The sequence below is a fragment of the Streptomyces sp. ISL-96 genome (genome assembly GCF_018614035.1).
In the GTDB taxonomy this organism is placed as follows: Bacteria; Actinomycetota; Actinomycetes; order Streptomycetales; family Streptomycetaceae; genus Streptomyces.
On record NZ_JAGGPA010000048.1, the window covers coordinates 39,710 to 63,892 of the forward strand.

24 protein-coding genes are annotated in these 24,183 nt (G+C 70.9%); 9 read left to right on the forward strand and 15 right to left on the reverse strand.

The window, feature by feature from the left end; translation table 11 throughout:
* Positions 1 to 16: 16 nt before the first annotated feature.
* The 4 genes from J7E96_RS27555 to J7E96_RS27570 all read left to right on the forward strand — a co-directional run bounded on the left by J7E96_RS27555 (position 17) and on the right by J7E96_RS27570 (position 3,568).
* Complete coding sequence (locus J7E96_RS27555) at positions 17 to 709, forward strand: YitT family protein (RefSeq protein WP_215134943.1); 693 nt, start codon at positions 17 to 19, stop codon at positions 707 to 709.
* Positions 706 to 1,470, forward strand: a complete 765-nt coding sequence (locus J7E96_RS27560; RefSeq protein WP_215134945.1) for a glycerophosphodiester phosphodiesterase family protein — start codon at positions 706 to 708, stop codon at positions 1,468 to 1,470. The genes J7E96_RS27555 and J7E96_RS27560 overlap by 4 nt, the downstream gene beginning before the upstream one ends.
* A 73-nt stretch (positions 1,471 to 1,543) precedes the next feature.
* A complete protein-coding gene (locus tag J7E96_RS27565) occupies positions 1,544 to 2,926 on the forward strand; it encodes an MFS transporter (protein WP_215134947.1) in 1,383 nt (460 codons plus the stop codon).
* Between the two features lie 267 nt (positions 2,927 to 3,193).
* On the forward strand, positions 3,194 to 3,568 hold the full coding sequence (locus J7E96_RS27570; RefSeq protein ID WP_014044757.1) for an RNA polymerase-binding protein RbpA: 375 nt from the start codon (positions 3,194 to 3,196) through the stop codon (positions 3,566 to 3,568).
* Between the two features lie 121 nt (positions 3,569 to 3,689).
* Here J7E96_RS27570 and fxsA read toward each other — a convergent pair whose 3' ends face one another.
* The 4 genes from fxsA to J7E96_RS27590 all read right to left on the reverse strand — a co-directional run bounded on the left by fxsA (position 3,690) and on the right by J7E96_RS27590 (position 7,760).
* Entirely contained in the window at positions 3,690 to 4,277 is a 588-nt protein-coding gene (fxsA, locus tag J7E96_RS27575; RefSeq protein WP_215134949.1) for an FxsA family membrane protein, read from the reverse strand.
* 46 nt (positions 4,278 to 4,323) lie between these two features.
* Positions 4,324 to 5,091 (reverse strand): polyprenol monophosphomannose synthase, encoded by a 768-nt coding sequence (locus J7E96_RS27580; RefSeq protein WP_215134951.1) that lies wholly within the window; start codon positions 5,089 to 5,091, stop codon positions 4,324 to 4,326.
* A 507-nt stretch (positions 5,092 to 5,598) separates the two neighbouring features.
* Positions 5,599 to 7,248, reverse strand: a complete 1,650-nt coding sequence (locus J7E96_RS27585; RefSeq protein ID WP_215134953.1) for an amidohydrolase — start codon at positions 7,246 to 7,248, stop codon at positions 5,599 to 5,601.
* Positions 7,249 to 7,319: 71 nt separating this feature from the next.
* Positions 7,320 to 7,760: an Lrp/AsnC family transcriptional regulator gene (locus J7E96_RS27590; protein ID WP_028814025.1), complete on the reverse strand. Its 441-nt coding sequence runs from the start codon at positions 7,758 to 7,760 to the stop codon at positions 7,320 to 7,322.
* Between the two features lie 204 nt (positions 7,761 to 7,964).
* On the opposite strand from J7E96_RS27590, the gene J7E96_RS27595 reads away from it, so the two are divergent.
* Complete coding sequence (locus J7E96_RS27595) at positions 7,965 to 8,375, forward strand: hypothetical protein (RefSeq protein ID WP_215134955.1); 411 nt, start codon at positions 7,965 to 7,967, stop codon at positions 8,373 to 8,375.
* A 42-nt stretch (positions 8,376 to 8,417) separates the two neighbouring features.
* On the opposite strand, the gene J7E96_RS27600 is transcribed toward J7E96_RS27595, so the two are convergent.
* The 4 genes from J7E96_RS27600 to J7E96_RS27615 form a co-directional block, all read right to left on the reverse strand.
* The gene (locus tag J7E96_RS27600; protein WP_215134957.1) at positions 8,418 to 9,518 is read right to left on the reverse strand and encodes a phosphotransferase family protein; all 1,101 of its coding nucleotides are present in this window, start codon (positions 9,516 to 9,518) and stop codon (positions 8,418 to 8,420) included.
* A 37-nt stretch (positions 9,519 to 9,555) separates the two neighbouring features.
* Positions 9,556 to 10,680, reverse strand: a complete 1,125-nt coding sequence (locus tag J7E96_RS27605; RefSeq protein ID WP_215134959.1) for a hypothetical protein — start codon at positions 10,678 to 10,680, stop codon at positions 9,556 to 9,558.
* A gap of 394 nt (positions 10,681 to 11,074) precedes the next feature.
* Positions 11,075 to 12,247, reverse strand: a complete 1,173-nt coding sequence (locus J7E96_RS27610; RefSeq protein WP_215134961.1) for an acyl-CoA dehydrogenase family protein — start codon at positions 12,245 to 12,247, stop codon at positions 11,075 to 11,077.
* A 198-nt stretch (positions 12,248 to 12,445) separates the two neighbouring features.
* On the reverse strand, positions 12,446 to 13,075 hold the full coding sequence (locus J7E96_RS27615; protein WP_215134964.1) for a TetR/AcrR family transcriptional regulator: 630 nt from the start codon (positions 13,073 to 13,075) through the stop codon (positions 12,446 to 12,448).
* Between the two features lie 240 nt (positions 13,076 to 13,315).
* Here J7E96_RS27615 and J7E96_RS27620 point away from each other — a divergent pair, with 240 nt between their 5' ends.
* Together J7E96_RS27620 and J7E96_RS27625 are read left to right on the forward strand one after the other, a co-directional pair.
* Positions 13,316 to 13,837: a DUF6230 family protein gene (locus J7E96_RS27620; protein WP_251070532.1), complete on the forward strand. Its 522-nt coding sequence runs from the start codon at positions 13,316 to 13,318 to the stop codon at positions 13,835 to 13,837.
* Positions 13,828 to 14,808: a DUF6114 domain-containing protein gene (locus J7E96_RS27625; protein ID WP_308296164.1), complete on the forward strand. Its 981-nt coding sequence runs from the start codon at positions 13,828 to 13,830 to the stop codon at positions 14,806 to 14,808. Before J7E96_RS27620 ends, J7E96_RS27625 begins: the two co-directional genes overlap by 10 nt.
* Positions 14,809 to 14,839: 31 nt before the next feature.
* Here the strand turns inward: J7E96_RS27625 and J7E96_RS27630 are convergent, their stop codons facing one another.
* Entirely contained in the window at positions 14,840 to 16,171 is a 1,332-nt protein-coding gene (locus J7E96_RS27630; protein ID WP_215134968.1) for a peptidase C39 family protein, read from the reverse strand.
* A 237-nt stretch (positions 16,172 to 16,408) separates the two neighbouring features.
* Between J7E96_RS27630 and J7E96_RS27635 the strand changes: the two genes are divergently transcribed.
* The gene (locus J7E96_RS27635) at positions 16,409 to 17,050 is read left to right on the forward strand and encodes a uridine kinase (protein WP_215134970.1); all 642 of its coding nucleotides are present in this window, start codon (positions 16,409 to 16,411) and stop codon (positions 17,048 to 17,050) included.
* Between the two features lie 342 nt (positions 17,051 to 17,392).
* On the forward strand, positions 17,393 to 19,318 hold the full coding sequence (locus J7E96_RS27640) for an AAA family ATPase (RefSeq protein ID WP_215134972.1): 1,926 nt from the start codon (positions 17,393 to 17,395) through the stop codon (positions 19,316 to 19,318).
* Between the two features lie 21 nt (positions 19,319 to 19,339).
* Here J7E96_RS27640 and J7E96_RS27645 read toward each other — a convergent pair whose 3' ends face one another.
* The 6 genes from J7E96_RS27645 to ribH form a co-directional block, all read right to left on the reverse strand.
* Positions 19,340 to 20,440: a hemolysin family protein gene (locus J7E96_RS27645; protein ID WP_215134974.1), complete on the reverse strand. Its 1,101-nt coding sequence runs from the start codon at positions 20,438 to 20,440 to the stop codon at positions 19,340 to 19,342.
* Positions 20,437 to 21,768, reverse strand: a complete 1,332-nt coding sequence (locus tag J7E96_RS27650; protein ID WP_215134976.1) for a hemolysin family protein — start codon at positions 21,766 to 21,768, stop codon at positions 20,437 to 20,439. Before J7E96_RS27650 ends, J7E96_RS27645 begins: the two co-directional genes overlap by 4 nt.
* 191 nt (positions 21,769 to 21,959) lie before the next feature.
* Positions 21,960 to 22,412: a PH domain-containing protein gene (locus tag J7E96_RS27655; RefSeq protein ID WP_215134978.1), complete on the reverse strand. Its 453-nt coding sequence runs from the start codon at positions 22,410 to 22,412 to the stop codon at positions 21,960 to 21,962.
* A 40-nt stretch (positions 22,413 to 22,452) separates the two neighbouring features.
* Positions 22,453 to 23,310, reverse strand: a complete 858-nt coding sequence (hisG, locus tag J7E96_RS27660) for an ATP phosphoribosyltransferase (RefSeq protein ID WP_069929748.1) — start codon at positions 23,308 to 23,310, stop codon at positions 22,453 to 22,455.
* A 63-nt stretch (positions 23,311 to 23,373) separates the two neighbouring features.
* Positions 23,374 to 23,646 (reverse strand): phosphoribosyl-ATP diphosphatase, encoded by a 273-nt coding sequence (locus J7E96_RS27665; protein WP_215134980.1) that lies wholly within the window; start codon positions 23,644 to 23,646, stop codon positions 23,374 to 23,376.
* A gap of 35 nt (positions 23,647 to 23,681) precedes the next feature.
* Positions 23,682 to 24,167: a 6,7-dimethyl-8-ribityllumazine synthase gene (ribH, locus tag J7E96_RS27670; RefSeq protein ID WP_215134982.1), complete on the reverse strand. Its 486-nt coding sequence runs from the start codon at positions 24,165 to 24,167 to the stop codon at positions 23,682 to 23,684.
* Positions 24,168 to 24,183 lie beyond the last annotated feature (16 nt).

The following is a 24,183-nucleotide window of genomic DNA, read 5'->3' on the forward strand; positions in this document are numbered from 1 at the left end:
CAAGCCACAGAGTGTCATGCGGCGGTCCAGTAACGCCACCACTTCCAGTCGAGGAGCGCATGTGTCCAGGCAACTCACCCGTCGGCTGTCGCAGCTGTACATCGGTCTCGTGCTGTACGGAGTGAGTTCGGCGGTGCTGGTGCGCGCCGGCCTGGGGCTCGAACCATGGGGAGTGCTGCACCAGGGCCTCGCCGCGAAGACCGGGCTGACGATCGGCGTGGTCTCGATCATCGTCGGCGCCGTGGTGCTGTTGCTGTGGATTCCGATCAAACAGCGGCCGGGGCTCGGCACCGTCTCCAATGTCGTGGTGATCGGCATCGCGATGGACGGCACGCTCGCGGTCGTACCCGGCGTGCACGGCCTGGCCGCGCAGATCCCCCTGATGATCGTGGGCATCGTGCTGAACGGCGCGGCGACGGGCCTGTACATCGCCGCCCGGTTCGGTCCCGGTCCGCGCGACGGGCTGATGACCGGACTGAACCGCGTCACCGGGCGCTCCATCCGGCTCGTACGCACCACCCTGGAAGTGGCGGTCGTCGCCACCGGCTTCGCCCTGGGCGGCTCGCTCGGTGCGGGCACCGTCGTCTACGCCCTCGCCATCGGACCGCTGGCCCAGTTCTTCCTGCGCGTCTTCGCCGTCCCCGCGCCGGACGCCCGCAGTACGGTCGTCGCCGCCGGTACACCACAAGCCGCGATAATCGCCCGGTGAATCGCGTACGCCATCCCTATCTCGACCATCCCGCGCCGCTCGCCTTCGCCCATCGCGGCGGAGCGGCCGACGGCCTGGAGAACACAGCGGCGGCGTTCCGGCGCGCCGACGAGGCCGGATACCGCTACTTCGAGACGGACGTGCACGCCACGGCGGACGGCCGTCTCGTAGCGTTCCACGACGCGACCCTCGACCGGGTGACGGACGCGCGGGGCCGCATTTCGGCGCTTCCCTGGAACGACGTCAGCCGTGCCCTGGTGGCGGGGAAGGAACCACTGCCCCTCTTCGAGGAGCTGCTGGAAGAGTTTCCCGACGCGCGCTGGAACGTCGATGTCAAGGCCGAGCCGGCTCTCGGGCCGCTGGTCGACCTGATCCGCAGGACCGGCGCGTGGGACCGGGTGTGCGTCGGGTCGTTCAACGAGAACCGGGTGGCCAGGGCTCAGCGCCTGGCGGGTCCCCGTCTCGCCACTTCCTTCGGTACGGCGGGCGTCCTGGGGCTGTGGCTGCGTGCGCGCTCCATACCCGCCGCGATGCGCCGCAGCGCGGTGTGCGCCCAGGTTCCGGAGGTCCAGAACGGCATCAGGGTCGTCGATCACCGCTTCGTACGCACCGCACACGCGCTCGGCCTGCAGGTCCACGTGTGGACGGTCAACGATGCGGACCGGATGGCAGCGCTTCTCGATCTCGGTGTGGATGGCATCATGACGGATCACATCGAGACGTTGCGTACGGTGCTGACGGAGCGGGGTACTTGGCTTTGACCGGCTTGACCGACCGGTCTCCGCGTCCGCCCCGTGACCCGCGACGGCACGGGGACGAGCGAGGGGGCGCGCGGTGAGCGCTGGCACCGTGGACCGTACGGACGGCACGGACGAGGCGGGCGGCCCCGACAGGGCGGCGGGCCGCAGGCGCGAACAACGCGGCTGGTACTTCTACGATTTCGCGTGCTCCGTCTACTCGACGAGCGTGCTCACCGTTTTCCTCGGCCCGTACCTGACCACGGTCGCGAAGGCCGCGGCGGACGCGGACGGCTTCGTCCACCCGCTGGGCATCCCGGTGCGGGCGGGATCGGTGTTCGCGTACGCCGTCTCCCTGTCCGTCGTGGTGGCCGTCCTGGTCATGCCCCTGGTGGGCGCGGTGGCCGACCGTACGGGCCGGAAGAAGCCGCTGCTCGCCGCGGCGGCGTACACCGGAGCGGCCGCGACGGCGGGCATGTTCTTCCTGGACGGGGACCGCTATCTGCTGGGCGCGTTCCTGCTGATCGTCGCCAACGCCGCCCAGTCCGTCTCGATGGTGCTCTACAACGCCTATCTCCCCCAGATCGCGGAGCCGCACGAGCGCGACAGGGTGTCCTCGCGCGGCTGGGCGTTCGGCTACACCTCCGGCGCCTTCGTGCTCGTCCTCAACCTGGTCCTCTATTCCGGTCACGAGAGTTTCGGGGTCTCGGAGTCCACGGCCGTACGGATCTGTCTGGCCTCGGCGGGCCTGTGGTGGGGCGCCTTCACGCTCGTACCGCTGCGCCGGCTGCGCGACCGGCGGGTGGCTGCGCGCGGTGAGGAGGACGCGGGCAGGGTCGGCGCGGGCTGGCGGCAGCTGGTCGCGACCGTCAAGGACATGCGCCGCCATCCCCTGACGCTCTCCTTCCTGCTGGCCTATCTGGTCTACAACGACGGCGTCCAGACAGTGATCTCGCAGGCGTCGGTCTACGGGTCCGAGGAACTGGGTCTCGACCAGACGACCCTCATCACCGCCATCCTGCTCGTCCAGGTGCTCGCGGTGGCGGGGGCGCTCGGCATGGGCCGGCTGGCCCAGCGGTTCGGCGCCAAGCGCACCATCCTCGGCTCGCTCGCCGCATGGACACTGACGATCGGCGCGGGCTACTTCCTGCCTGCCGGGGAGCCCGTCTGGTTCTACGCCCTGGCCTCGGCCATCGGCCTGGTTCTCGGCGGCAGCCAAGCCCTGTCCCGCTCCCTCTTCTCGCATCTGGTGCCGCGCGGCAAAGAGGCGGAGTACTTCTCGGTGTACGAGATGAGCGACCGGGGCATGAGCTGGCTGGGGCCACTGGTTTTCGGCCTCGCGTACCAGCTGACCGGCAGTTATCGGGACGCGATCATCTCGCTCGTGGCCTTCTTCGCACTGGGATTCGCCCTCCTCGTACGGGTGCCCGTACGGCAGGCTGTGGAGGCTGCGGGAAACCCCGTACCGGAGCGGATTTAGACCTTGAAGTGAAAGGCCGGTAGTGTACGCCTTTGGCCTGCCAGGCGGACCGTTACTGCGCGCTCGGATATCGACAACGCTGGGTGACATCTGCTGCCAGAAGTGACAAACCGGGCACTGGTGGGTACCCAACTTTTTGGGAAAAGCAGCGGCACGACGGGCGACGCATGACCCGCAACGGGAATCTTTACCGCCGACCGGACGTTGACCGGATGACGACGACAGCGACACCTGTCCTGTGGGCGACAAGCCCGGGAGGCACGATTCATGAGTGAGCGAGCTCTCCGCGGCACGCGACTCGTGGTTACAAGCTACGAGACCGACCGCGGCATCGATCTGGCCCCGCGCCAGGCGGTGGAGTACGCATGCCCGAACGGACATCGATTTGAGATGCCGTTCTCGGTAGAGGCCGAAATTCCGCCGGAGTGGGAGTGCAAGGCGTGCGGCGCCACGGCACTCCTGGTGGACGGCGACGGGCCTGAGGAGAAGAAGGGCAAGCCCGCGCGTACGCACTGGGACATGCTCATGGAACGGCGCACCCGCGAGGAGCTCGAAGAGGTCCTGGCCGAAAGGCTCGCGGTACTGCGATCCGGCGCCATGAACATCGCGGTGCATCCGCGGGACAGCCGCAAGTCCGCGTAACGCTCCGGCGTTGCGCCTGACGGCAGTCAGCACGACAGCAAGAGCCGCGGGGGTGTGACACAGCGAGTCTGTGTCACACCCCCGCGGCTCTTGTCATGCCATGGGAACGGGGGAACCGGACTCAGGGCGTCAGCGGCGGCCGCGGGCCGTCGTCGCGCCGCCCCGCGGGCGGGCCGTCGTCCCTGATGACCTCACCCTGTACGACCTTGCCGTCCGGGCGGTGAATACGAGCCTGCTGGAAGGCGTCGCCCAGTCTGCCGGCGCCGGCCGCGCTCATCCTGCGTTCCAGGGAACGCTCGGCGTACCTTCCGAGGAACGACCGTACGGGCGGTACGAGGAGCAGCAGCCCCGCCACGTCCGAGATCATCCCGGGCAGCATCAGCAGCAGGCCGCCGAGCATCAGGAAGCCATTGCCGCTGCTCCCCTGCCGCTGGGCGGACGTCTCGCCCGCCTGCTGCCGCTGAAGCGTCTCGGTGAGGTTCTTGAACGCCCGGCGGCCCGCCCGCTTGATGACCACGGCGCCGAGCACGAAGCCCGCGACCAGCAGCAGGAAGACCGTGAAGCCGCCTGCGGCGCCGGCCACGACGGTCAGCAGCCAGATCTCGAGCACCAGCCAGGCGGCGATGCCAAGAGGTACGAACGTGCGTGCGCGCGAGCGCTTGGGACGCTGGGGAACGGTCGGGGGCGGGGGCGGTGAGCCGGTCGTCATGCCCCCAGTGTGCCTGTACGGGCGCCTGGACGGCGTAAAGGTCCGGTCAGGAGGGCTTGCGCCCCAGCAGCTTGTTCGCCCGGGAGCCGACGCCCCAGGCCGTCACGCGCCACAGCGCCTCGACGACGATGTCACGGCTCATCTTGCTGTCGCCCAGCTCCCGCTCGACGAAGGTGATGGGCACTTCGACGACGTTGTAGCCGGCTTCGACCGCGCGGCGGGCGAGGTCGACCTGGAAGCAGTACCCCTGGGACGCCACGTCTTCCAGACCGAGACCTTCCAGCGTCTGGGCGCGGAAGGCCCGGAAGCCGCCCGTGACGTCGCGGATGGGTACGCCGAGCAGGATCCGCGAGTAGGTGCTGCCGCCGCGGGAGAGCATCTCCCGGTGCTTGGGCCAGTTGACGACGCGTCCGCCCGGCACCCAGCGCGAGCCGAGGACCAGGTCGGCGCCCTTGAGGGCGGTCAGCAGGCGGGGAAGCTCCTCGGGCTGGTGCGAGCCGTCCGCGTCCATCTCCACGAGTACGCCGTAGTCGTGCTCGATGCCCCAGCGGAAGCCCGCCAGATAGGCCGCGCCGAGCCCTTCCTTGCCCTTGCGGTGCAGGACGTGGACCTGGTCGTCGACGGCCGCGATCTCGTCGGCGACCTTGCCGGTGCCGTCGGGGCTGTTGTCGTCGGCGACCAGGACGTGCGCGTCGGGCACCGCGGCACGCACCCGGGAGACGATCGGCTTGATGTTCTCGGCCTCGTTGTAGGTCGGAATGATCACCAAGGTTCTGCCGAGCGGGCCGTAACGCCTCTGACCGCCGTCGTTCACTACTTCCCCTTAATGTCCGTACACAGTTGCCCCACCATAGCGAGCGTGGTCGGCGCGCCTGCACGGATGTCTCCCGAGGAAGCGACAAGTCGTTTCTGCGATCTGCGGATCGGGGCCCGGTGTCCTTCGGGCCGGCCCCGGGCCCGCCGGCTGCGGGTCGGCCGAGAGCCGTTGTCTACTGAACGTCCGGGCCCCACCCGGGTCCCACCTGCCGCTCGGCTGAAACCTTCCCTCGCCCCCGAGGCGCGGGCGCTGAACCTGGCTCCGAGTGCTGGTGCGCCGGTGCGGCACACCACCCCATGACCCAGCGGCGTTCGGCGACTGCGTGGAGGTTTGCCGGTCGGACGTCCTGCGGTGGACTCGCCGAACCTACCCGCCGGTGGCCGCTTTCTGTCAATAGCCCTTTGACCTGGGGAGTTTACTCAAATCACCAGGTCAGTGCCGAAGGTACGCAGGTGACACGAGACCTCTCGCGAACACCGATCGGCCGTACGCGGCCCGCGCACATCACTCGTTCGGTCTCACGTAAACAGTTTGTCCGAAGACCACGGTCCGCAGACAGACGGGGAGGTCGGCGCCGGGCGTGAGATCCGGCAGCCCGGGCGTGCCCGAGCGCGGGTCGGTCGACCAGCGGGCGACCCGGTCGTCGGGCGCCTGTACGACGAGCTCGTCGGCGCGCCAGAGCGCGTAGTCGGCGGGGGCGCCCGGTACGAGCGTGCCCGCGTCGTCGCGGCCAACCGCACGCCAGCCGCCGCGCGTGTGGGCGGTGAAGGCGGCGCGTACGGAGATCCGGTGCTCGGGCGTGCGGTGGAAGGCCGCCGCGCGGACCGTCCCCCACGGGTCGAGCGGGGTGACCGGGCTGTCGGAGCCGAAGGCCAGCGGCACACCGGCGCGCAGCAGGGCGGCGTACGGGTTGAGGGTACGGGCCCGCTCGGCGCCCAGGCGCTGTGCGTACATCCCGTCCTCGTCGCCCCAGGCCGCGTCGAAGGCCGGCTGCACGGACGCGGTCAGGCCGAATTCGGCGAAGGCGGCGATCGTGGCGGGGGTCAGCATCTCGGCGTGCTCGACGCGGTGTCGAGCGGCGCGGATCCGGGCGGGGCCGACCTTCTCGGCGGCGGCGCGCACGCCGTCGACGACCGAGGTGACGGCGGCGTCGCCGATGGCGTGGAAGCCGGCCTGGAGTCCTGCTTCGGTGCAGGCGACGACATGGGCGGCGACGGCCGCCGTGTCGAGGTAGGCCGCGCCGGTGTGGGCAGCGTCGGCGTACGGCTCGTGCAGGCAGGCGGTGTGCGAGCCGAACGATCCGTCGACGAAGAGGTCGCCGGCGGCGCCTGCCGCGCCCAGTTCGCGAATACGTTCGGCGTCCTTCGCACTCGCGACCTGCTCGGCCCAGTAGCCGAAGACGCGCGGGCCGGGACGCTCCGCCGCCAGCTTCAGCAGGCCGGTGAAGTCCTCCTCGTCGGAGATGCCGGGTCCCGCGCACTCGTGGACCGTACCGATACCGAGCGAGGCGGCGTGCGCGAGCGCCGCGCGCTGCGCTTCGGCGCGCTGCGCCGGGGTGACGGCGCTGTGCGCCGCGCCCCGTACCGCGTGATGGGCGGCGGCGGTGAGCGGGGCGTCCGGGTGGTAGCCCGCCAGGCCGGTGATGCCGGGGACGAGGTCCAGGAGGGCGGTGGTGACGACGGCCGAGTGGACGTCGATCCGGGGCAGGTACAGCGGCCGGCCGCCGGCCGCCTCGTCGAATTCGGCGCGGGACGGGGGCCGCTGTTCGGGCCAGCGCGTGGCGTCCCAGCCGTGCCCGAGGAGGATCCGGCCCGCCGGGGCCGCGGCGGCGTGCGCCCGTACGAGCTCCAGCGCACCGGCGAGGCTCCGCGCGCCGGAGAGGTCGAGGCCGGTGAGCGCGAGGCCGGTGGACGTGGTGTGCACGTGTGCGTCCGTGAAGGCGGGGGTGACCAGTGCCCCTTCGAGGTCGATCACCTCGTCGACCCCGGAGGCGAAGGCGTCGGCCGCGCCTTCGGAGCCCACCCAGGCGACATGTCCGCGTTCGACGACCATCGCGGTGGCGAAGGGGTCGGCGGGGCTGTGGACCTCTCCGCCACGCAGCAGCACAGTGCGGTGTCCGGCGGCCTGAGGGGTGGGGGCGTTGTGCTCGGTCATGGTGAACAGTCTCGCCCCTCGCGCGCGACGTTCCGTGCGCGGGGGCCGGGCGGGCGGTCCTCCGGGTGGGGTCAGACCTGCGGCGGGCGGGCCTCGTACGGCGTGGACAGGACCACGGTCGTACGCGTGGACACGCCGGCCAGGGAACGGATCCGGGTCAGCAGGTGCTCCAGTTCGAGCGGGGTGGCGACGCGCACCTTGAGGATGTAGTTCTCCTCGCCCGCCACGCTGTGGCACGCCTCGATCTCGGGAACGCCCGCGAGCCGTTCCGAGATGTCGTCGGGGGCGCTGGGATCGAACGGTTTCACCGAGATGAAAGCGGTGAGCGGCAACCCGACGGCCTCGGGGTCCACCACCGCGGCATAGCCCCGGATGACGCCCCGCTGCTCCAGCCTGCGCACGCGCTGGTGCACGGCCGAGGTGGACAGGCCAGTGGCCTTGCCCAGGTCGGTGTAACTCATCCGCCCGTCCTTGACGAGCAAATCCACGATCTGACGATCCAGCTCCTCCATAGCGGATCAACCTATTGCCCCGGAGAGCCTCCCGAACAGCCGCAGGCCTCTCGGAGGGGCATCTGCGAGGGGCATGTGACGAACGCCACAGGCCTACGACCGTGTCCGTCGGGCAGGCGCGATTACCACGCGTGCGTGGCGGGAAGTGCTTGCTGTGGTCGAGGCCGCAGCGCCTTGTCGGCCCACCCGAGGGGGAGTGTCTCCATGCAGAACCTGAAGCGCACCGGACGCAGTGAACCGGATCCTGTCGAACCCGCATCCGTCGGCGAGGACGACTTCGACGATCTCGACGCGTACGACACCTTTGAGATGTTCCGAGTGATCTGCCCGGACTGTGCCCAGCCGATCGCGTTGCTGGCGGACGAGACCGTCCTGCCCGAGCACGCCAAGTGCCCCACCCCCTGGAACCCGTTCGGGCTCACGGCGTGCGCGGGCACCGGGCGCCCGGCGGCGGACGCCAAGCCCGCCGACGAGACCCTGGAGGTCCAGGAGCAGGAAACAGCCCTGCTGTTGACGCTCCCTCAGGGACTCGACTGGCGGACGCAGCCGTTCTCGCACGTCGGCGGTCCGGGCTCGCGCCCGCTCAAGGCGTCGCAGTTGCGACGCGCCGCGTAGGGGCGGCCGACGGAGCTTCGGGGGCCGGGGCAGGGCCCCGGCTCAGGCAGCCGCCCAGTACGTTCCGCGCACCATCGCCTCCAGTGACGCCCGGTGCAGAATCATCGCGTCCGGGTTCTCCGGGACCCGGACCTCACCGAAGTGCACCTGCCGGTAGGCGATGCGCAGCATCACGATGGCGTGCCGCAGGGCGGCGTACAGCGTGTGGAACTCCATGTCCCGCGGTGTGTGGCCGGTGAGTTCGGCGTAACGCCGCTCGACGGCCTCGCGCCGCAGGAAGTCCGGCAGGCCGCTCTGGCCGAAGCTCACCGTCAGGTCCTGGAAGAAGCGGTGGAGGTACACCGCCCAGCCCAGGTCGAGTTCGCGCGGTCCGTAGGACGCCATTTCCCAGTCGAGTACGGCGGCGGGCTCGAAGCCGTCGTAAATGATGTTGCCGATACGGGCGTCGCCCCAGCTCAGCACGGCCGGGCCGGTGTCGTCGGGCCAGTGCGCGTCGAGCCAGTCGAAGGCGGTCTCGATGAGCGGTGACCGTGCTACGCCGTCCACGACCCATTCGTAGTACGTCCGTTGGGCGGCCACGTGGCGGCGCAGGGGGCTGCCCGTGCCCTGCGCCATCAGGAACTCCGCTTCCTTCGGCGGGAATTCGTCGTGCAGGCGCGCGAGGACCGTGAGCGTCGCGTCCTGGAGGCGCTCGCGTTCGGCGTCGGTGGCGGAGTGGAGCCAATTGCCCTCGTACGTATAGGGCATGACGTCGGGCGGTACGCGGCCGTCGGCGCGTTCCATGACGAAGAAGGGCGCCCCGAGCGGTCCGGGGTCCTCCTCCAGCCACAGGACGCGTGGCACGGGGACGCTCGTGTGCTCGGCGACGAGGCTCATGACGCGGTGCTGGCGGGCCATGTCGTAGACCGGGAAGACGCTGTACGCGGCGGGGTCGGCGGCCAGTCGCAGGGCGCAGGCCGACACGGGGGCGGACGGGTGGGCCAGGTCGAAGAGCAGCGTCTCGCTCGACATGCCGTTGGAGGCGGGCGCGTTGACGCCGCTGACGCGCGCGCCGGGCAGCCGCGCGCCGAGCCAGGCGGCCAGGCGCCGGCCGAGCTCTTCGGGGTCGCGGGTGGTGGTGCGGGGGCGGGGTGCGGTTGCCATGCCGTACTCCTGTCAGGAGGGTGACGTTCAGGGGCGTTCAGGGGGCGACCGATTCGTAGCCGGTGAAGCCGCTCGGGTCGTGGCGGCCGAAGGTGCCGTGCTCGAAGATGCCGTGGCCGGTCCGCCCGTCGAGGGTGAAGCGGGCGGCGTGGTCGGTGACGCCGTACGCGGCCATGGGGTGCGCTGCGGGGTCGGAGAGGTCGTACGTACGCCGGTCCGTCCAGCCGCGCCCCTGCCAGCTGCCGTGCTGCCAGTCCGTCGCGGGCGGGTAGCCGGCGCCGACGGCCAGCGGCGAGGAGTTCAGGATCTCGACGCCGAGCTCCAGCGGCTTGCGGTCGGGGCCGGCGAGGTGGATGACGGCGCGCTCGGGGTGTCGGGTGCCGGTGCGGTAGGTGATGTCGGCCTGCGGCCAGCCGAGTTGGACGTCGCGCTCGCCCTCGCGCACGAGCAGCGCCTCGTTCAGGCCGCGGTGCCCGTCGGCGTCCTCCTGGGCGATCACCATCAGGAAGCGGTCGTCGAAGCGGGCCGGGATCCAGAGCCAGTGGAAGCCCTCGGGGCGGTGCTCCTCGGCGGCCCGGCCGCCGTCCTCGCCCGGGATCGGCCGTACGCCCCAGCTGCGGTCTCGGGTGCCGGTCCACTCCCCCGCGGCCGGCCGTATCTCCTCTCCCCCGGCGCGGATCACGCCCGTACAACCGCCTGCCTGGACGAAGCGGCGGCCTTCGAGCATCAGGCGGTCGCCGCGCCGCTGGACGTGGTGCGGCTCCCAGACGGCGGGGAAGTCCGCGGTCCAGGTGACGTCGTACGAGAGGGAGTCCGGGTCGGCGGGGTCGGCGTCGCAGTGCAGGGTGAAACGCCGCAGCGGCTCGTCGACGGTGATCCGCAGAGGACCTACGGACAGGTTCATACGGTCGTCGGTGAGTGCGTCGGAAGCGCGCACGGCGTGCAGGCGGTCTCCGATGCGCACAGTCGCGTAGGCGTCGATCACACCGGTGTTGGGGTAGACGCCGAGCCCTGCGATGAGAAGGGCGCGGCCGGAGTGGTCCACGAGGTGGAAGATGCACCGGTCATAGGCGTTGCGGTCCCCCGTGGCGACGTGCTTCATCGACAGCGGGGCCTGGTGGATCGGGTACTCGTCAAGCGCGATGGGGCGGTCCTCGGCCACGGCGGTCCTCCTGGGCACGGACGTAGCGGTGCGGCCCCCGGCGGGGTTTTTGACGGTACGTCAGAAACCGTGCTCAGGGCCATACGCGCGTCACGCCCCGGCCGGCCCCGTTCACCGCGCGAACGGACGCCCGAATGAGGTCGGCGATAACTCCGGCGGCCTTGCGGCTGTTGGCCCGATATGACCCTGCAGTACACCCCGGTCGGCGACGGACGCCGACGTCTCCTTTATCCGCCCTCCGCTCCGGCAGAATCGGTTCCGCATCCCTCGGATCCGCCCCTCTACCGCGCCCTTCTGCGCCAGTGGCACAGCCACGGCCGGACCCTGCCGGGACGCCGCGACCCGGAATGGGCCCGGCTCGTGGCGTCCCCGGCGTGGCCTGAGGGGAGCCGGTTCAGCGGGTCTCGGGACCCAGGAGATGGCGTGCGATGACCATGCGCTGAATCTGGTTCGTACCCTCGACGATCTGGAGCACCTTCGCCTCGCGCATGAAGCGCTCGACGGGGAAGTCCAGCGTGTAGCCGTAGCCGCCGAGCACCTGGACGGCGTCGGTCGTCACGCGCATCGCCGCGTCCGTGCAGAACAGCTTCGCCATCGCGGCCTCCCGCGAGAACGGCCGCCCGGCGTCCCGCAGGCGCGCAGCCGCCAGGTACAGCGACCGGCCGGCCTCGATCTGGGTGGCCATGTCGGCGAGCATGAAGCGCAGGCCCTGGAAGTCGGCGATCGGCCGGCCGAACTGCTGCCTTCCGGTGGCGTACGAGGCGGCCTCGTCCAGCGCCGCCTGGGCGACGCCGACCGCGCAGGCCGCGATGCCGAGGCGGCCCGAGTCGAGCGCGGACAGCGCTATCGCGAAGCCCTGCCCCTCCTCGCCGATGCGGCGCGAGTCCGGGATCCGTACGCCGTCGAAGTTGAGCTGGGCGGTGGGCGAGCCCTTCATGCCCATCTTCTTCTCGGGCGCCGCGGCGTTCAGCCCCTCGGCGTCGCCCGGCACCAGGAAGGCCGTGATGCCGCGGGCGCCCTCACGGCCCGTACGGGCGAGGACGGTGTAGAAGTCGGCGATTCCGCCGTGGGTGATCCAGGCCTTCGTACCGGTGATGACCCAGTCGTCGCCGTCGCGCACGGCCTTGGTGCGCAGCGAGGCCGCGTCGGATCCGGAGGCGGGCTCCGAGAGGCAGTAGGCGCCGAGCAGGCCGCCGCCGAGCATGGCGGGCAGGTGCGTTGCCCGCTGCTCCTTGGTGCCGTAACCGGCGAGGGCGTGGCAGGCGAGGCTGTGGACGCTGACGCCGAGGCCGACCGTGAGGCGGGCGGCGGCGAGCTCTTCGAGTACCTGGAGATACACCTCGTACGGCTGGTCTCCGCCGCCGTACTCGGCGTCGTACGGCAGACCGAGCAGACCGGATTCGGAGAGCAGCGCGAAGATCTCGCGCGGGAAGTGCCCGGCGTCCTCCTCGGCTGCGGCCGTGGGCGCGATCTCCCGCTGGATCATTTCGCGCACGAGCGCGAGCAGGTCCCGGGACTCCTCGGTGGGCAGCTGACGTTCCACCGGCTGCGGGGCGCGGTCGGACATTGCGGCGCTCTCCTCCCTGTCGGGCGCTGCGGCGGGCGCGCGCGCAGGGTGTGGCGGCGCCGCCGGTCTCACTGCCTGGCCGCCGGCATCCCTCCGGATCACGGAAGTCGCTGGCCAGCGGCTGTGGCGGGATGAGTATGCCCGATGGAATGCCTTCCGTCACGGGGTGCCGTCACTGGGTGCCGTCACTGGGTGCCGTCACTGGGTTGTGGACGGCGCCGGGCAGCTCGGTTCCAGTTCCTCGATCGTACGGAGCGTGGCGCGCAGCAGCCCGGTGAGCAGGGCGCGGACGGCGTCGCGGTCGAGCTCCTGGTGGCTCAGCCAGTCCAGCGTGACTCCCTCGACCCCGGTCATCCAGCCGATCAGGGCCAATCGGGCGACGACAGGGATGTCGCGGCGGCCGTACGCGCCCTCCGCGATGGTGGCGATCAGCTCCTCGCGCACCGCGTCCCGGATGGCCTGCACCTCGGTGTCGAAGCCGACGCCGCCGGTGACGATCGTGCGGTACGCCGCCTGGTGGTGCTGGGCGTAGCGCAGATAGCCGTCGATGGTGCGCTGGACCCGCTCGGCGGTCGGGAGGTCCGGCTCGCTGCCCGCCCGCGCGACGAGGTCGGCGACCGACTCCTCGACGATGGCGAGGTAGTAGCCGCGTTTGCTCTTGAAGTAGTAGTAGATCAAGCCCTTGGCGACGCCCGCGTGCCGGGCGATGTCGTCCATCGACAGGGCGTCGTACGACGTGTCGGCGAACAACTTCCGCCCGGTCGCGATGAGTTCGGCGCGGCGCACCTGCGATCGCTCGGTGGAACCACGCTGTTGACTAATATTCAATACCGGCCCTAGTCTCCAACTGCCACAGGATCTCCGCAGTATGGCAGACCTGCGCCAACTCCCTTCCTGCGTCGTCCTGTAGGCGATCGGCCACGCACTTCCCCTGCGCACCGCAACGACGTACGGGAGGAACAAGTGAGCGCAGCCAAGCAACAGCAGCAGTCGCCGCCTACCGAGGGCAGAACGGCATGGAAGAAGACGGCGGTCGTCGCCGTGCCGGCGGTCCTCGCGGTCGGAGTGATGGCGTCGATGATGGGCCAGGGCGCGCTGGCCGCGTCGTTCGCCGTATCGGGGACGAGCTTCCAGGTGGCGTCGGGGAAACTGACGAGCCAGGGCCTGTCCAGTTACGTACAAACCGACCGGTCGGCGGACGGCAAGGGGCATCCCGTCGCCCTGCTCGGCATCGGCGACGCCCGGCTCAGCGACATCTGCCAGGCCGCGGAGGTCGGCACGCCGGTCGGGAAGGTCGTCTTCAAGCTCACGGCGGGAGGGAAGGCCGGTGAGGTGACGGCCAGCAGTCTGGTCATCGACGCCGAGGATCTCGTCGGAAACGCCCGCTTCGGCACCGCGCAGATCGGCCGGGACGCGTCGACGCTGGACGAGGTGCCCGGGGTCAAGGGCGAGGTCGGGAAGTTCGGCCTCCAGGCCGGGGACATCGAGGTCGCGGGCGTGAAGTCGCACGCCTGGTCCGCGACCGGCGGGAATTTCCGGCTGAAGGGGCTCAGCATCGACGTGAGCCTGGACGGCAAGAAGTGCTTCTGACCCGCGTGCTCGGGACCCGCGCGCTCCGGACCCGCCGTCCGGCACGGGGATGGCTGGAAGAGCGGCTGCCGTATCCGGACAAGCGGCGCCGCCTGCGGGGCTGGCGGCGGACCCGGCCCTTCTGGGGCGGGCTGCTGCTGATGCTCGGCGGGACCGAGCTGCTGCTGGTGCCGCTGTCGCCGCTGACGGTGCTGGTGAGCCTCGGCCTCGGCGGGCTGGCTGCGATCGGGATCGGGCTCGCGCTGATCACGGCGGGGCTGTTCCTCTGGTTCCTGCCGCATACCCGCCACTACGTGAGCATCAATGCTCTGCTGCTGTCCGTGCTGTCCTTCGCCGCGACCAATCTCGGCGGTTTCGTGGTCGGGATGGGGCTGGGGATCGCGGGCAGCGCGATGGGGTTCGGCTGGACGCCCGTACAGTCCGCACAAGACGGGGCGCGGGAGGATGTCTCGCCGCTGCGGGACGGGCAGGGGCCGCGTACCCTCGCGGCCGCGCTCCCGGTCGTCCTGCTGGCGGCGCTCGGCCCGGGCCCGGTCGTCGGCAAGGCGCCGGAGCCCGGGTCCGTCGTCGCACCGCGTACGCCGCCGACCGTCACCACGACGCTCTTCGCACCGCACGGGTTCCTGATCGCGGGGGTACGGGAGGTGCCGACCGCCGACGGGCCGGTGAAGGCGATGGTGCTGAAGATGCGGTCCGCCTCCCTCACCGACTACCGCCTGAGGACCCGCGACGGCCGCGACGAACTCGCCCTGGGGGCCGACACCCTGGACCTGAGCGGCAACGTGACGCTCTACCTCACCAAGTTCAGCGGCTGCCTGGAGGGGATTCTCTGCCTCACCTTCACCCCGGACGGCCTGCCGGTGCCACCCGTGGTGCCGCCGTTCGTCTTCATGACCGATGTCAGCGCCGAACAGGCTCTGGTGACCTCGGACGTGATCGTCACGGACGGGCTGACCCTGGAGGCATCGTGATCCCGGGGGTTGAGGAGAGCGCCGGGTGGGCTCAGCGGATGCCGACCGCTGCGAGCGCGCGTCGCTGGGCGGGGGTGGGATGAGCGGGCCAGTAGATGTAGCAGACGCCGCCCGTGCCGGATGTGACCTTTCCGTTGGCGTTGTAGCGCTTCGTACGCAGCCAGATGTTCTCCCACTCGCGGCGCCTGTAGACGCGGCGCACTGCCTCGTTGCTCGGCGAGGCGGGGTCGTTCGCGATCACGTCGCCGTCGGGCGTGAACCCGATGACGGTCATGAGGTGGCCTGCCGTGCCGTAGCCCGCGCCCGTCAGCTCCTCCTTGAGGAAGGACTGCGACGTTATGGCCGGGATTCCCACGCGGACCAGCGTCTCCAGGTCGGTGAGCGAGTGGAGGCGGGTGACGACGGCGCTCATGTCCTTGTACGTCGCGGCGTACGCGGCGTTGAAGGGCCAGTTGCCGCACCCGTCGTACTGGTAGTCGAACGTGAAGCGCGCCGCGTGGCAGACCTGCGGGTCCGCGAAGGCCGGGTCGACCCAGGCCAGGTCGGCGGCGGTGGGCTTGCGGCCCCAGTACTCGATGACCATCTGCGAGGAGGTGGGGCTGCACCAGGCCTCGCCGCCGTTGTCGTACTCGGGGTACTGGCCGATGTGCGTGTTCTGCGAGTAGCGCGGGACGACGAGCTCACGGGATACGCCGGGCTGCGAGGCCGGCACGGTGAAGCGGTCCGGGATGTCGGAGGCCATCGCACCGAGGCGCCAGACCGTGGGGGTCAGCGTCGTGCCGGGCTTGCGGTGGAGGGTCAGCCTCAGTTGGTACGAGGCGAGGCGCAGGGCGCCGGCTGTGCTGTTCATGGAGAACGTGTCGGTCCAGATGCTGCTGCGGCCGTCACTCTGGCCGTCGACGGAGGTGCGCTTGATGTCGGCGTCGCCCGCCGCCCAGCGGCCCATGACGTACCAGGGTGTCGTCGTGCCGTCCGCGTACGTGCCGTGCAGCTCGACCGCGAGCCAGGTGCCGGCGGGGGTGTGGGCGTTCCAGGAGGCGATGACCTCGGCCGCCGGAACTGTGGAGCGGTGGACGGGTGAGGTCCAGGTGGCGCTCTCCCAGGTGGAGGTGGTGCCGGTGTGCGGGTCGGCGTAGTCGGTGCGGCCCGACGGGGTCGCCATGACCAGTCCGGGCCTGCGGCCTGCCACGGGCCTTGTTCCGGCGGCGGTGCCGGAGCGCCAGTCCGGGTAGGAGGACCAGAAGCGGTTGTCCACGAGGCGGGTCGGGGCGGCGACGGCAGGGGCGGCTGATGCCGTGCCCACGCCGACCGCTGCGGCGATCGCGGCGGTCAGTACGGTGCGGCGTGACGTGGGTCTGGTCATGGTCATGGCCCCCGGGTCGGATGCGGATGGCGCGGGCAGGTGCACGACAGTGGGCCAACTATGGCTGGTGGCGGCGGGCTTCTGCCAGCACTTCGGACCGCGTCGCTCCGACCAATATTGGTGTGGACCGGTGGCGCGGCGCTGGGCCCTGTCCTGCGGAGCCTCCGGCGTTTGAGGAGCGGGGTCCGGGGCGGAGCCCCAGGCAAAGCCCCGCCGCGCGCGACCTAAGGTGGAGGCGTGGAACGTCGTCTCGATCTGCTGGCCCAGTCCCTGCGCGCGCTGCCGCCCTCCTGCGGCCCCGTGCGGCTCGTCGCCGTCGACGGGCATGCCGGGTCCGGCAAGAGCACCTTCGCCGCGCGACTGGCGGCCGTGCTCGGCGGGGCGCCCGTACTGCACCTCGACGATCTGGCCACCCACGACGAGCTCTTCGAGTGGACCGGACGGCTGCGCGAGCAGGTGACGGGGCCGCTCTCGCGCGGGGAGAGCGCGCGGTACGCCCCGTACGACTGGACGCTGCGCCGCTTCGGGCCCGCGCAGCCACTCGCCGCCGCGCCCGTCGTGCTCATCGAAGGGGTCGGGGCCGGGCGGGCCGCCGTACGGCCGGATCTCGCGCGGCTGCTCTGGATGGAGATGGGTGCGGACGAGTCCTGGGCGCGCGGGCGGCGCAGGGACGGGCCGGCGCAGGCCGGCTTCTGGGACGGATGGACAGCGGCGGAGATACGCCATTTCGCTGCGGACCCCTCGCGGCCGTATGCGGAGCTGCTGGTACGGCAGTGTCAGGAGGGGTACGAGTGGCTCCCGGGGCCGGCCTCGACAGCACGACCGAACCAAACCGTCACGATGCGTGACTACCTGCCCCGACCCTCAGAAACGGCTTGAAAACCTCCCTCGCAAGTGCCTCAACTCCGCTTGACCCAGGGGGCGTACAGGTCTTACGTTCTCAATGTGCGGCTTTTCGAAGCCCCGCAGACGCGAAGCCCCCGGTTGTTCCCCCGTGATCGGGGGCTTCGTTCTGCCCAGAGCGCCCCTCGACGGGCGTCGGGGGACCCCGTCCGCTCACCCTCGGTCACTGTCGCTGCCGGGCCTGCGCCACCCTTAGGTCTGTGCCACCCGCACGGGTACGATGCCTTACGGTGCGGTCAATTCCCGTCCGCGACAAAGCGGTTCCGAGGACAGTCGACGGGCGCACGCCCGGCCGGCACATCACGGAGGGCACGGTCTGTGGGGGACGTGACGGAATTCGGTACGCAGGGCATCAATGCCCCGGCCGACCTCGCCTGGCTGCGTGGCGTCGACGCGTACACGATGGGCGCCTATCCGCAGGCCGAAGAGGAATTCAGGGCCGCCGTACGGATGGATCCCGGCATGGCCGACGGCTGGCTCGGGCTCCACGCCCTGCGCATCGACACCACCACCGCCCTGCTGCGCATGTACCGCCACCGCGAGCGCTTCGGCGAGCAGCGCGCCCGCCACCGCCGCACCCTCAACTCGTGGTACTGGCTGGGCTGGTGGGTCCAGCCCGTCCTGGAGAAGCCGCGCGACCTGCTGCTCGCGCACGCCTCCCACTGGCTCGACGGCCGCCATGTGCCCGAGCTCGACCGGGCGCTCGCCGGACTGCCGCCGGTGGACGCCGATCCGCAGGTGCGGTTCCTGCACGCGTGCCGGGCGTACCTGGTCAAGGACTGGGAGCAGCTCGTACGGCACACGGATCCGCTCGTCGACGACCCGCTGCTCGGCATCGAGACCGGGCTCTTCGGCGGCATGGCGCGGGTGCGGCTGGAGATGTACGGGCAGGCCGAGCCGATGCTGTCGGCCGCCCTGATGCGCTGCCGCAGTGAGCAGCCGCAGCGCAAGGAGCTGCGCTACTGGCTGGCCCGCGCGCACGAGGGCACCGGGCGCAGCGCGGCCGCGCTGCCGCTCTACCGGGCCGTGCACCGGGTGGATCCGGCCTTCATGGACACCTCGGCGCGGCTCGCGGCGATCGCCGAGGGCGACGGGTACGAGGACTCCGCCGGCTTCGCCGCCGTATCGCTGGCGGGGATCGGCCAGGACGCGGCCGACGCGGCGGGTGATACGGAGAGCCTGGCGGGCCCCGAGGTTCCGGAGGGCGGCCGGGACCTGCTGCTGGGCGGCGGAGGCCAGCCGCCGCTCGGCGGCGGCGCGGTGCCGGCGGCCGGGGACAGCGGCGTACGGGAGAAAACGACGACTCCGCCGCGGCCCGGCGCGCCTCAGGCCTTTCCGGCCGGTCCCTCCGATCCGGCGCTGCTCGCCGAGGCGCTGGCGGAGCTGGAGCGTATGGTCGGCCTCGAACCGGTGAAGCGCCAGGTCAAAGCCCTGTCGGCGCAGCTGAACATGGCCAGGCTGCGGGCCGGGCAGGGCCTTCCCGTACAGCCGCCGAAGCGTCATTTCGTCTTCTCCGGCCCTTCGGGTACCGGCAAGACCACGGTCGCGCGCATCCTGGGACGGGTCTTCTACGCCCTCGGGCTGCTCGGCGGCGACCATCTGGTGGAGGCCCAACGAGCCGATCTGGTCGGTGAGTTCCTCGGGCAGACCGCCGTCAAGGCGAACGAGCTGATCGACTCGGCGATCGGTGGGGTGCTCTTCGTCGACGAGGCCTACAGCCTTTCCAACTCCGGGTACAGCAAAGGTGACGCGTACGGCGACGAAGCCCTCCAGGTGCTCCTCAAGCGCGCCGAGGACAACCGGGACCACCTCGTCGTGATCCTCGCCGGCTACCCGGAGGGCATGGACCGCCTGCTCGCCGTCAATCCGGGCCTCTCGTCCCGCTTCACGACCCGCGTCGACTTCCCCAGCTACCGGCCGCTGGAGCTGACGGCCATAGGCGAGGTGCTGGCCGCCGAGAACGGCGACGCGTGGGACGAAGAGGCGGTGGACGAGCTGCGCAGCATCAGCGGGCACGTCGTCGACCAGGGCTGGATCGACGAGCTGGGCAACGGCCGTTTCCTGCGCACGCTGTACGAGAAGAGCTGCGCGTACCGCGACCTCAGGCTCTCCGGTTACGCCGCCACCCCCACCCGCGACGACCTCTCGACGCTGCGCCTGCCCGACCTGATGCAGGCGTACGGCGAGGTCCTTTCGGGGCGCGGACCGGCGAACCGCGGCCGACAGGAACCGCCCGCGCTCTGAAAGCGCGGACGGTCCCCCCTGTCACCCCACCAGAGCCGCCGCTTCGTCCGCTGCCGCCGCCGGCGCCGTGTCCCGGGACAGCTGCGGCACCACCACCCGGTGAGCGGGATCGCGCACCTCGCCCACCAGCATTTCCAGTACGTCCTCCAGCGCCACCAGCCCGAGCACCCGCCCCGCCCCGTCCGCGACCTGCGCCAGATGCGTCGCCGCGCGGCGCATCACGGACAGGGCGTCGTCCAGGGGCAGTTCGGCGCTCAGCGTCGCCATCGGGCGCCAGACCTGCTGCGGAACCGCCCGTTCCCGCTCCTCCAGGTCGAGTACGTCCTTGACGTGGACGTAGCCCATGAAGGCCCCGCCGTCGGCGCACACCGGGAAGCGCGAGTAGCCGGTGCGCACCGTCAGCTCCTCGATCTCCCGAGGGGTGACCGACGGCTTCACGGTCACGAGCGACGCCCGGTCGAGCAGCACGTCGGTGACCGGCAGGCTGCCGAGCTCCAGTGCGTCCTCCAGCCGCTCCTGCTCCCCCGGCTCCAGCAGCCCGGCCTGGCCGGAGTCCTCAACGAGCCGGTTGAGCTGTTCGCTGGTGAAGACGGCCTCGACCTCGTCCCTGGCCTCGACGCCGAAGAGCCGCAGCACCACCCGCGCGCACGCGCCGAGCCCGGCCGTCACCGGACGGCACAGCCGGGCGAAACCGACAAGGCCGGGGCTGAGCCACAGCGCGGTCTTCTCCGGGGCGGCCATGGCGAGGTTCTTGGGAACCATCTCGCCGATGACCAGGTGCAGGAAGACGACCACGGCGAGCGCGATCACGTACCCCAGTGGATGGATCAGCCCTTCGGGCAGGTGCACGGCGTGGAAGACCGGCTCCAGCAGGTGCGCCACGGTCGGCTCCGCGACCGCGCCGAGCGTCAGGGAGCAGACGGTGATGCCGAACTGGGCCGCCGCCATCATCTGCGGCAGATTCTCCAGGCCGTGCAGCACCTGCCTGGCGCGCGCGGAGCCCTGGGCCGCGAGTGGTTCGATCTGGCTGCGGCGTACGGAGACGAGCGCGAACTCGGCGCCGACGAAGAAGCCGTTCGCGAGCACGAGGAGCAGGGCAAACAGCAGTTGGAGAACGCTCATCGCACAACCTCCGGGGCAACTCGCGCGGTACGGACGAAGCGCACCCGCTCCGCGCGGTAGCGATGCACCTGCCGTACGGACAGCCGCCAGCCGGGCAGTTCGGCGCGGTCGCCGGGAGCGGGGATGCGCCCCAGCAGGTCGGCGACGAGCCCGGCCACGGTTTCGTACGGCCCCTCGGGTACTTCGAGGCCTATGCGGCGCAGGGTGAGGACCCGGCAGCTGCCGTCCGCGTCCCAGGCCGGATGGCCGTCCTCGGCGGGCGCGGCGGCCAGTTCCGGCCGCTGGGCGCCCTCGTCGTGCTCGTCCCTGACCTCTCCGACGAGCTCCTCGACGATGTCCTCCAGGGTGACCACCCCGGCCGTACCGCCGTATTCGTCGACGACCACGGCGATGGGCTGCTCGCTGCGCAGCCGGTCGAGGAGCTGCTGCACGGGCAGGGTCTCCGGGACCCTCAGCGGCGGTACGGCGACCCTGGTCACCGGGGTCCGCAGGCGTTCGTGCACCGGCACGGCGAGCGCGTCCTTGAGGTGGACCATGCCGACGATCTCGTCGATGCGCTCCCGGTAGACGGGGAAGCGCGAGAGGCCGGTGGCACGGGTGAGGTTGAGTACGTCGGCGGCGGTCGCGGAGGACTGGAGGGCGCTGACCTTCACGCGCGGCGTCATGACGTGCTGCGCGGTGAGTCCGCCGAGGGAGAGCGTCCGTACGAACAGATCGGCGGTGTCCTGTTCGAGGGCGCCGGCCCGCGCCGAGTGATGGGCGAGCGAGACGAGTTCGCCCGGGGTGCGGGCGGAGGCCAGCTCGTCGGTGGGCTCGACGCCCAGCATCCGTACGAGCCGGTTGGCGACCGCGTTGAGCAGGGAGATAACCGGGCGGAAGACGGTGGAGAAGAGGTGCTGCGGTCCGGCGACGAAGCGCGCGACCTGCAACGGGCGGGAGACGGCCCAGTTCTTCGGGACGAGCTCGCCGATCACCATCTGGACGGCGGATGCGAGCAGCATGCCGACCATGACGGAGACGCCGGGGACAGCCCCTTCGGGTATGCCGACTGCCGTGAAGGGACCGGACAGCAGGTGGGCCAGCGCGGGCTGGGCCAGCATGCCGACCACCAGCGAGGTGATGGTGATGCCGAGCTGGGTTCCGGAGAGCTGGAAGGACAGCTCGCGCAGCGCTGATACGACGGTGCGGGCCCGCCGGTCGCCTTCGGCGGCGGCGCGCTCGGCGTCCTGCTTCTCGACGGTGACCAGGCCGAATTCGGCGGCCACGAAGAAACCGTTGGCGAGGATCAGGAGGAATGCCGCGGCGAGCAGCAGGAGGGGGATGGTCATGCCGCCGCCTCGGAGAAATCAGAACAAGGGGCGGCGCAGGTATTGCCGGACGATCCGTCCATTGCTGGAGGGAGTCACTCCTCGGGTCGCAGGTACTCCGCGGGCCGATGGAGCGCCCTGAGTGCGGAGCGCGGCGCCCTCGGCGCCGCCTTCCACAGAGTAAACGGGACCGTGCCCGGTCGGGCAGGGGCTCAGCCGGTGTGTGGGCCGGTGCCGCGGGATTCCGCGAGGGCGCGCAGGGCGCGGGCGTCGCGGATGGCCTGCTGCTTGGCGACACCGGGCTGGATGCCGAGGGCCGGGAGGCTGGTGCCGTCGCTGAGGTCGAGGAAGACCCAGGCGTCACCGGGGCGCAGGTTGACCCGTACGATCTCGGCCCACTCCAGCCTGCGCTTGGTGGTCAGGTTGACCACGGTGACACCGGCCTCGTCGGCGACGACCTTGGGGCGGCTCAGCAGCAGCAGTACGCCGAAGAGCAGCAGCGCGGTGAAGATGAAGCTGACCCGCTCCCCGGCGCTGAGCGTTTCGAGGAGCAGGGCGACCGCGGTGATGACGCCGAACATCGCCACTCCGACGGTCAGGAGGACGGCCCGGGTGCGGGTCGGCCGGAAGGTGACCGGCAGGGTGGGGAGTTCGGGCTGTGACACGGCGGTCGCGTTCCTTCGAAAGGCTCGGTGGCTCGGTGGTTCAGAGGCGGCAGGCGTGGATGGCCGTGGTGAGGATGGCGCGGGCGCCGAGCTCGTACAGGTCGTCCATGACGCGCTGGGACTCCTTGGCCGGGACCATCGAGCGGACGGCGACCCAGCCCTCGTTGTGCAGCGGCGAGATGGTCGGCGACTCCAGGCCCGGGGTGAGGGCGACGGCCGCTTCGAGGTGCTCGGCGCGGCAGTCGTAGTCCATCATCACGTAGCTGCGGGCGACCAGGACGCCCTGGAGACGCCGCAGGAACTGCGCCACCTTCGGGTCGACGGCCTCCTCGGCGGAGACGCCCGTACGCCGGATGACGACCGCCTCGGACTTCATGATCGGCTCGCCGATCACTTCGAGGCCCGCGTTGCGCAGGCTGGTGCCGGTCTCGACGACGTCGGCGATGACCTGCGCGACGCCCAGCTCGATGGCGGTCTCGACCGCGCCGTCCAGGTGGACGACGGCGGCGTCGATGCCCTCGTCGGCGAGGTGCTTGGCGACGATGCCCTCGTAGGAGGTGGCCACCGTCATGCCGCCGAAGTCCTTGACACCGGTCGCGGTGCCGGGCTTGGTGGCGTAACGGAAGGTGGATCGGGCGAAGCCGAGCTGAAGGATCTCCTCGGCGTTCGCGCCGGAGTCGAGCAGCAGGTCACGCCCGGTGATGCCGATGTCGAGGCGGCCGGAGCTCACGTAGATCGCGATGTCGCGGGGCCGCAGGTAGAAGAACTCGACCTCGTTCTCGGGGTCGACGAGGCGGAGCTCTTTCGACTCCTTGCGCTGCTGGTAACCGGCCTCATGGAGCATCTCCGACGCAGGTCCGGAGAGGGAGCCCTTGTTCGGGATGGCGATGCGCAGCATGAGGTCTGGTTCCTTCTGTGCGGTGAGAGTAATCGTACGTAAACGAGAAGAAAGGGGTGCAGCTCAGAGGTGGGCGTAGACGTCGTCGAGCGAGATCCCGCGGGCGACCATCATCACCTGGACGTGGTACAGCAGCTGCGAGATCTCCTCGGCGGCGGCTTCCTTGCCCTCGTACTCGGCGGCCATCCAGACCTCGGCGGCCTCCTCGACGATCTTCTTGCCGATCGTGTGCACACCCTTGTCCACCAGCTCGGCGGTGCGGGAGGTGGAGGGGTCGCCGTTGGCGGCCTTGAGCTGGAGCTCCGCGAAGAGCTCTTCGAAGGTTTTGTTGGCCATGATGGTCCTAAGAGTACGGGGTTGCCCGCTGCCACTCAGCGCCAGGGTTCGGCGACCGTGCGCAGCGTGGTAGCGGTGGCGACGGCGGCGGTGACCGCCTCGTGGCCCTTGTCCTCGTTCGAGCCTTCGATTCCCGCCCGGTCCAGGGCCTGCTCCTCGGTGTCGCAGGTCAGGACGCCGAAGCCGATGGGGACGCCGGTGTCGACGGAGACCTGGGCCAGGCCGTTGGTGACGCCCTGGCACACGTACTCGAAGTGGGGGGTTCCGCCGCGGATGACGACGCCCAGGGCGACGATCGCGTCGTAGCCGCGGCCCGCGAGGACCTTGGCGACGACGGGGAGCTCGAAGCTGCCGGGGACCCGCAGGACGGTCGGCTCGTCGATGCCCAGCTCGTGGAGGGCGCGCAGCGCGCCGTTGACGAGGCCGTCCATGACCTTCTCGTGCCACTGGGCCGCGATCACCGCCACCCGGAGGTCGCCGCAGTTCTTCACGCTCAGTTCGGGTGCGCCCTTGCCGCTCACGCGTTCTCTCCTTCGA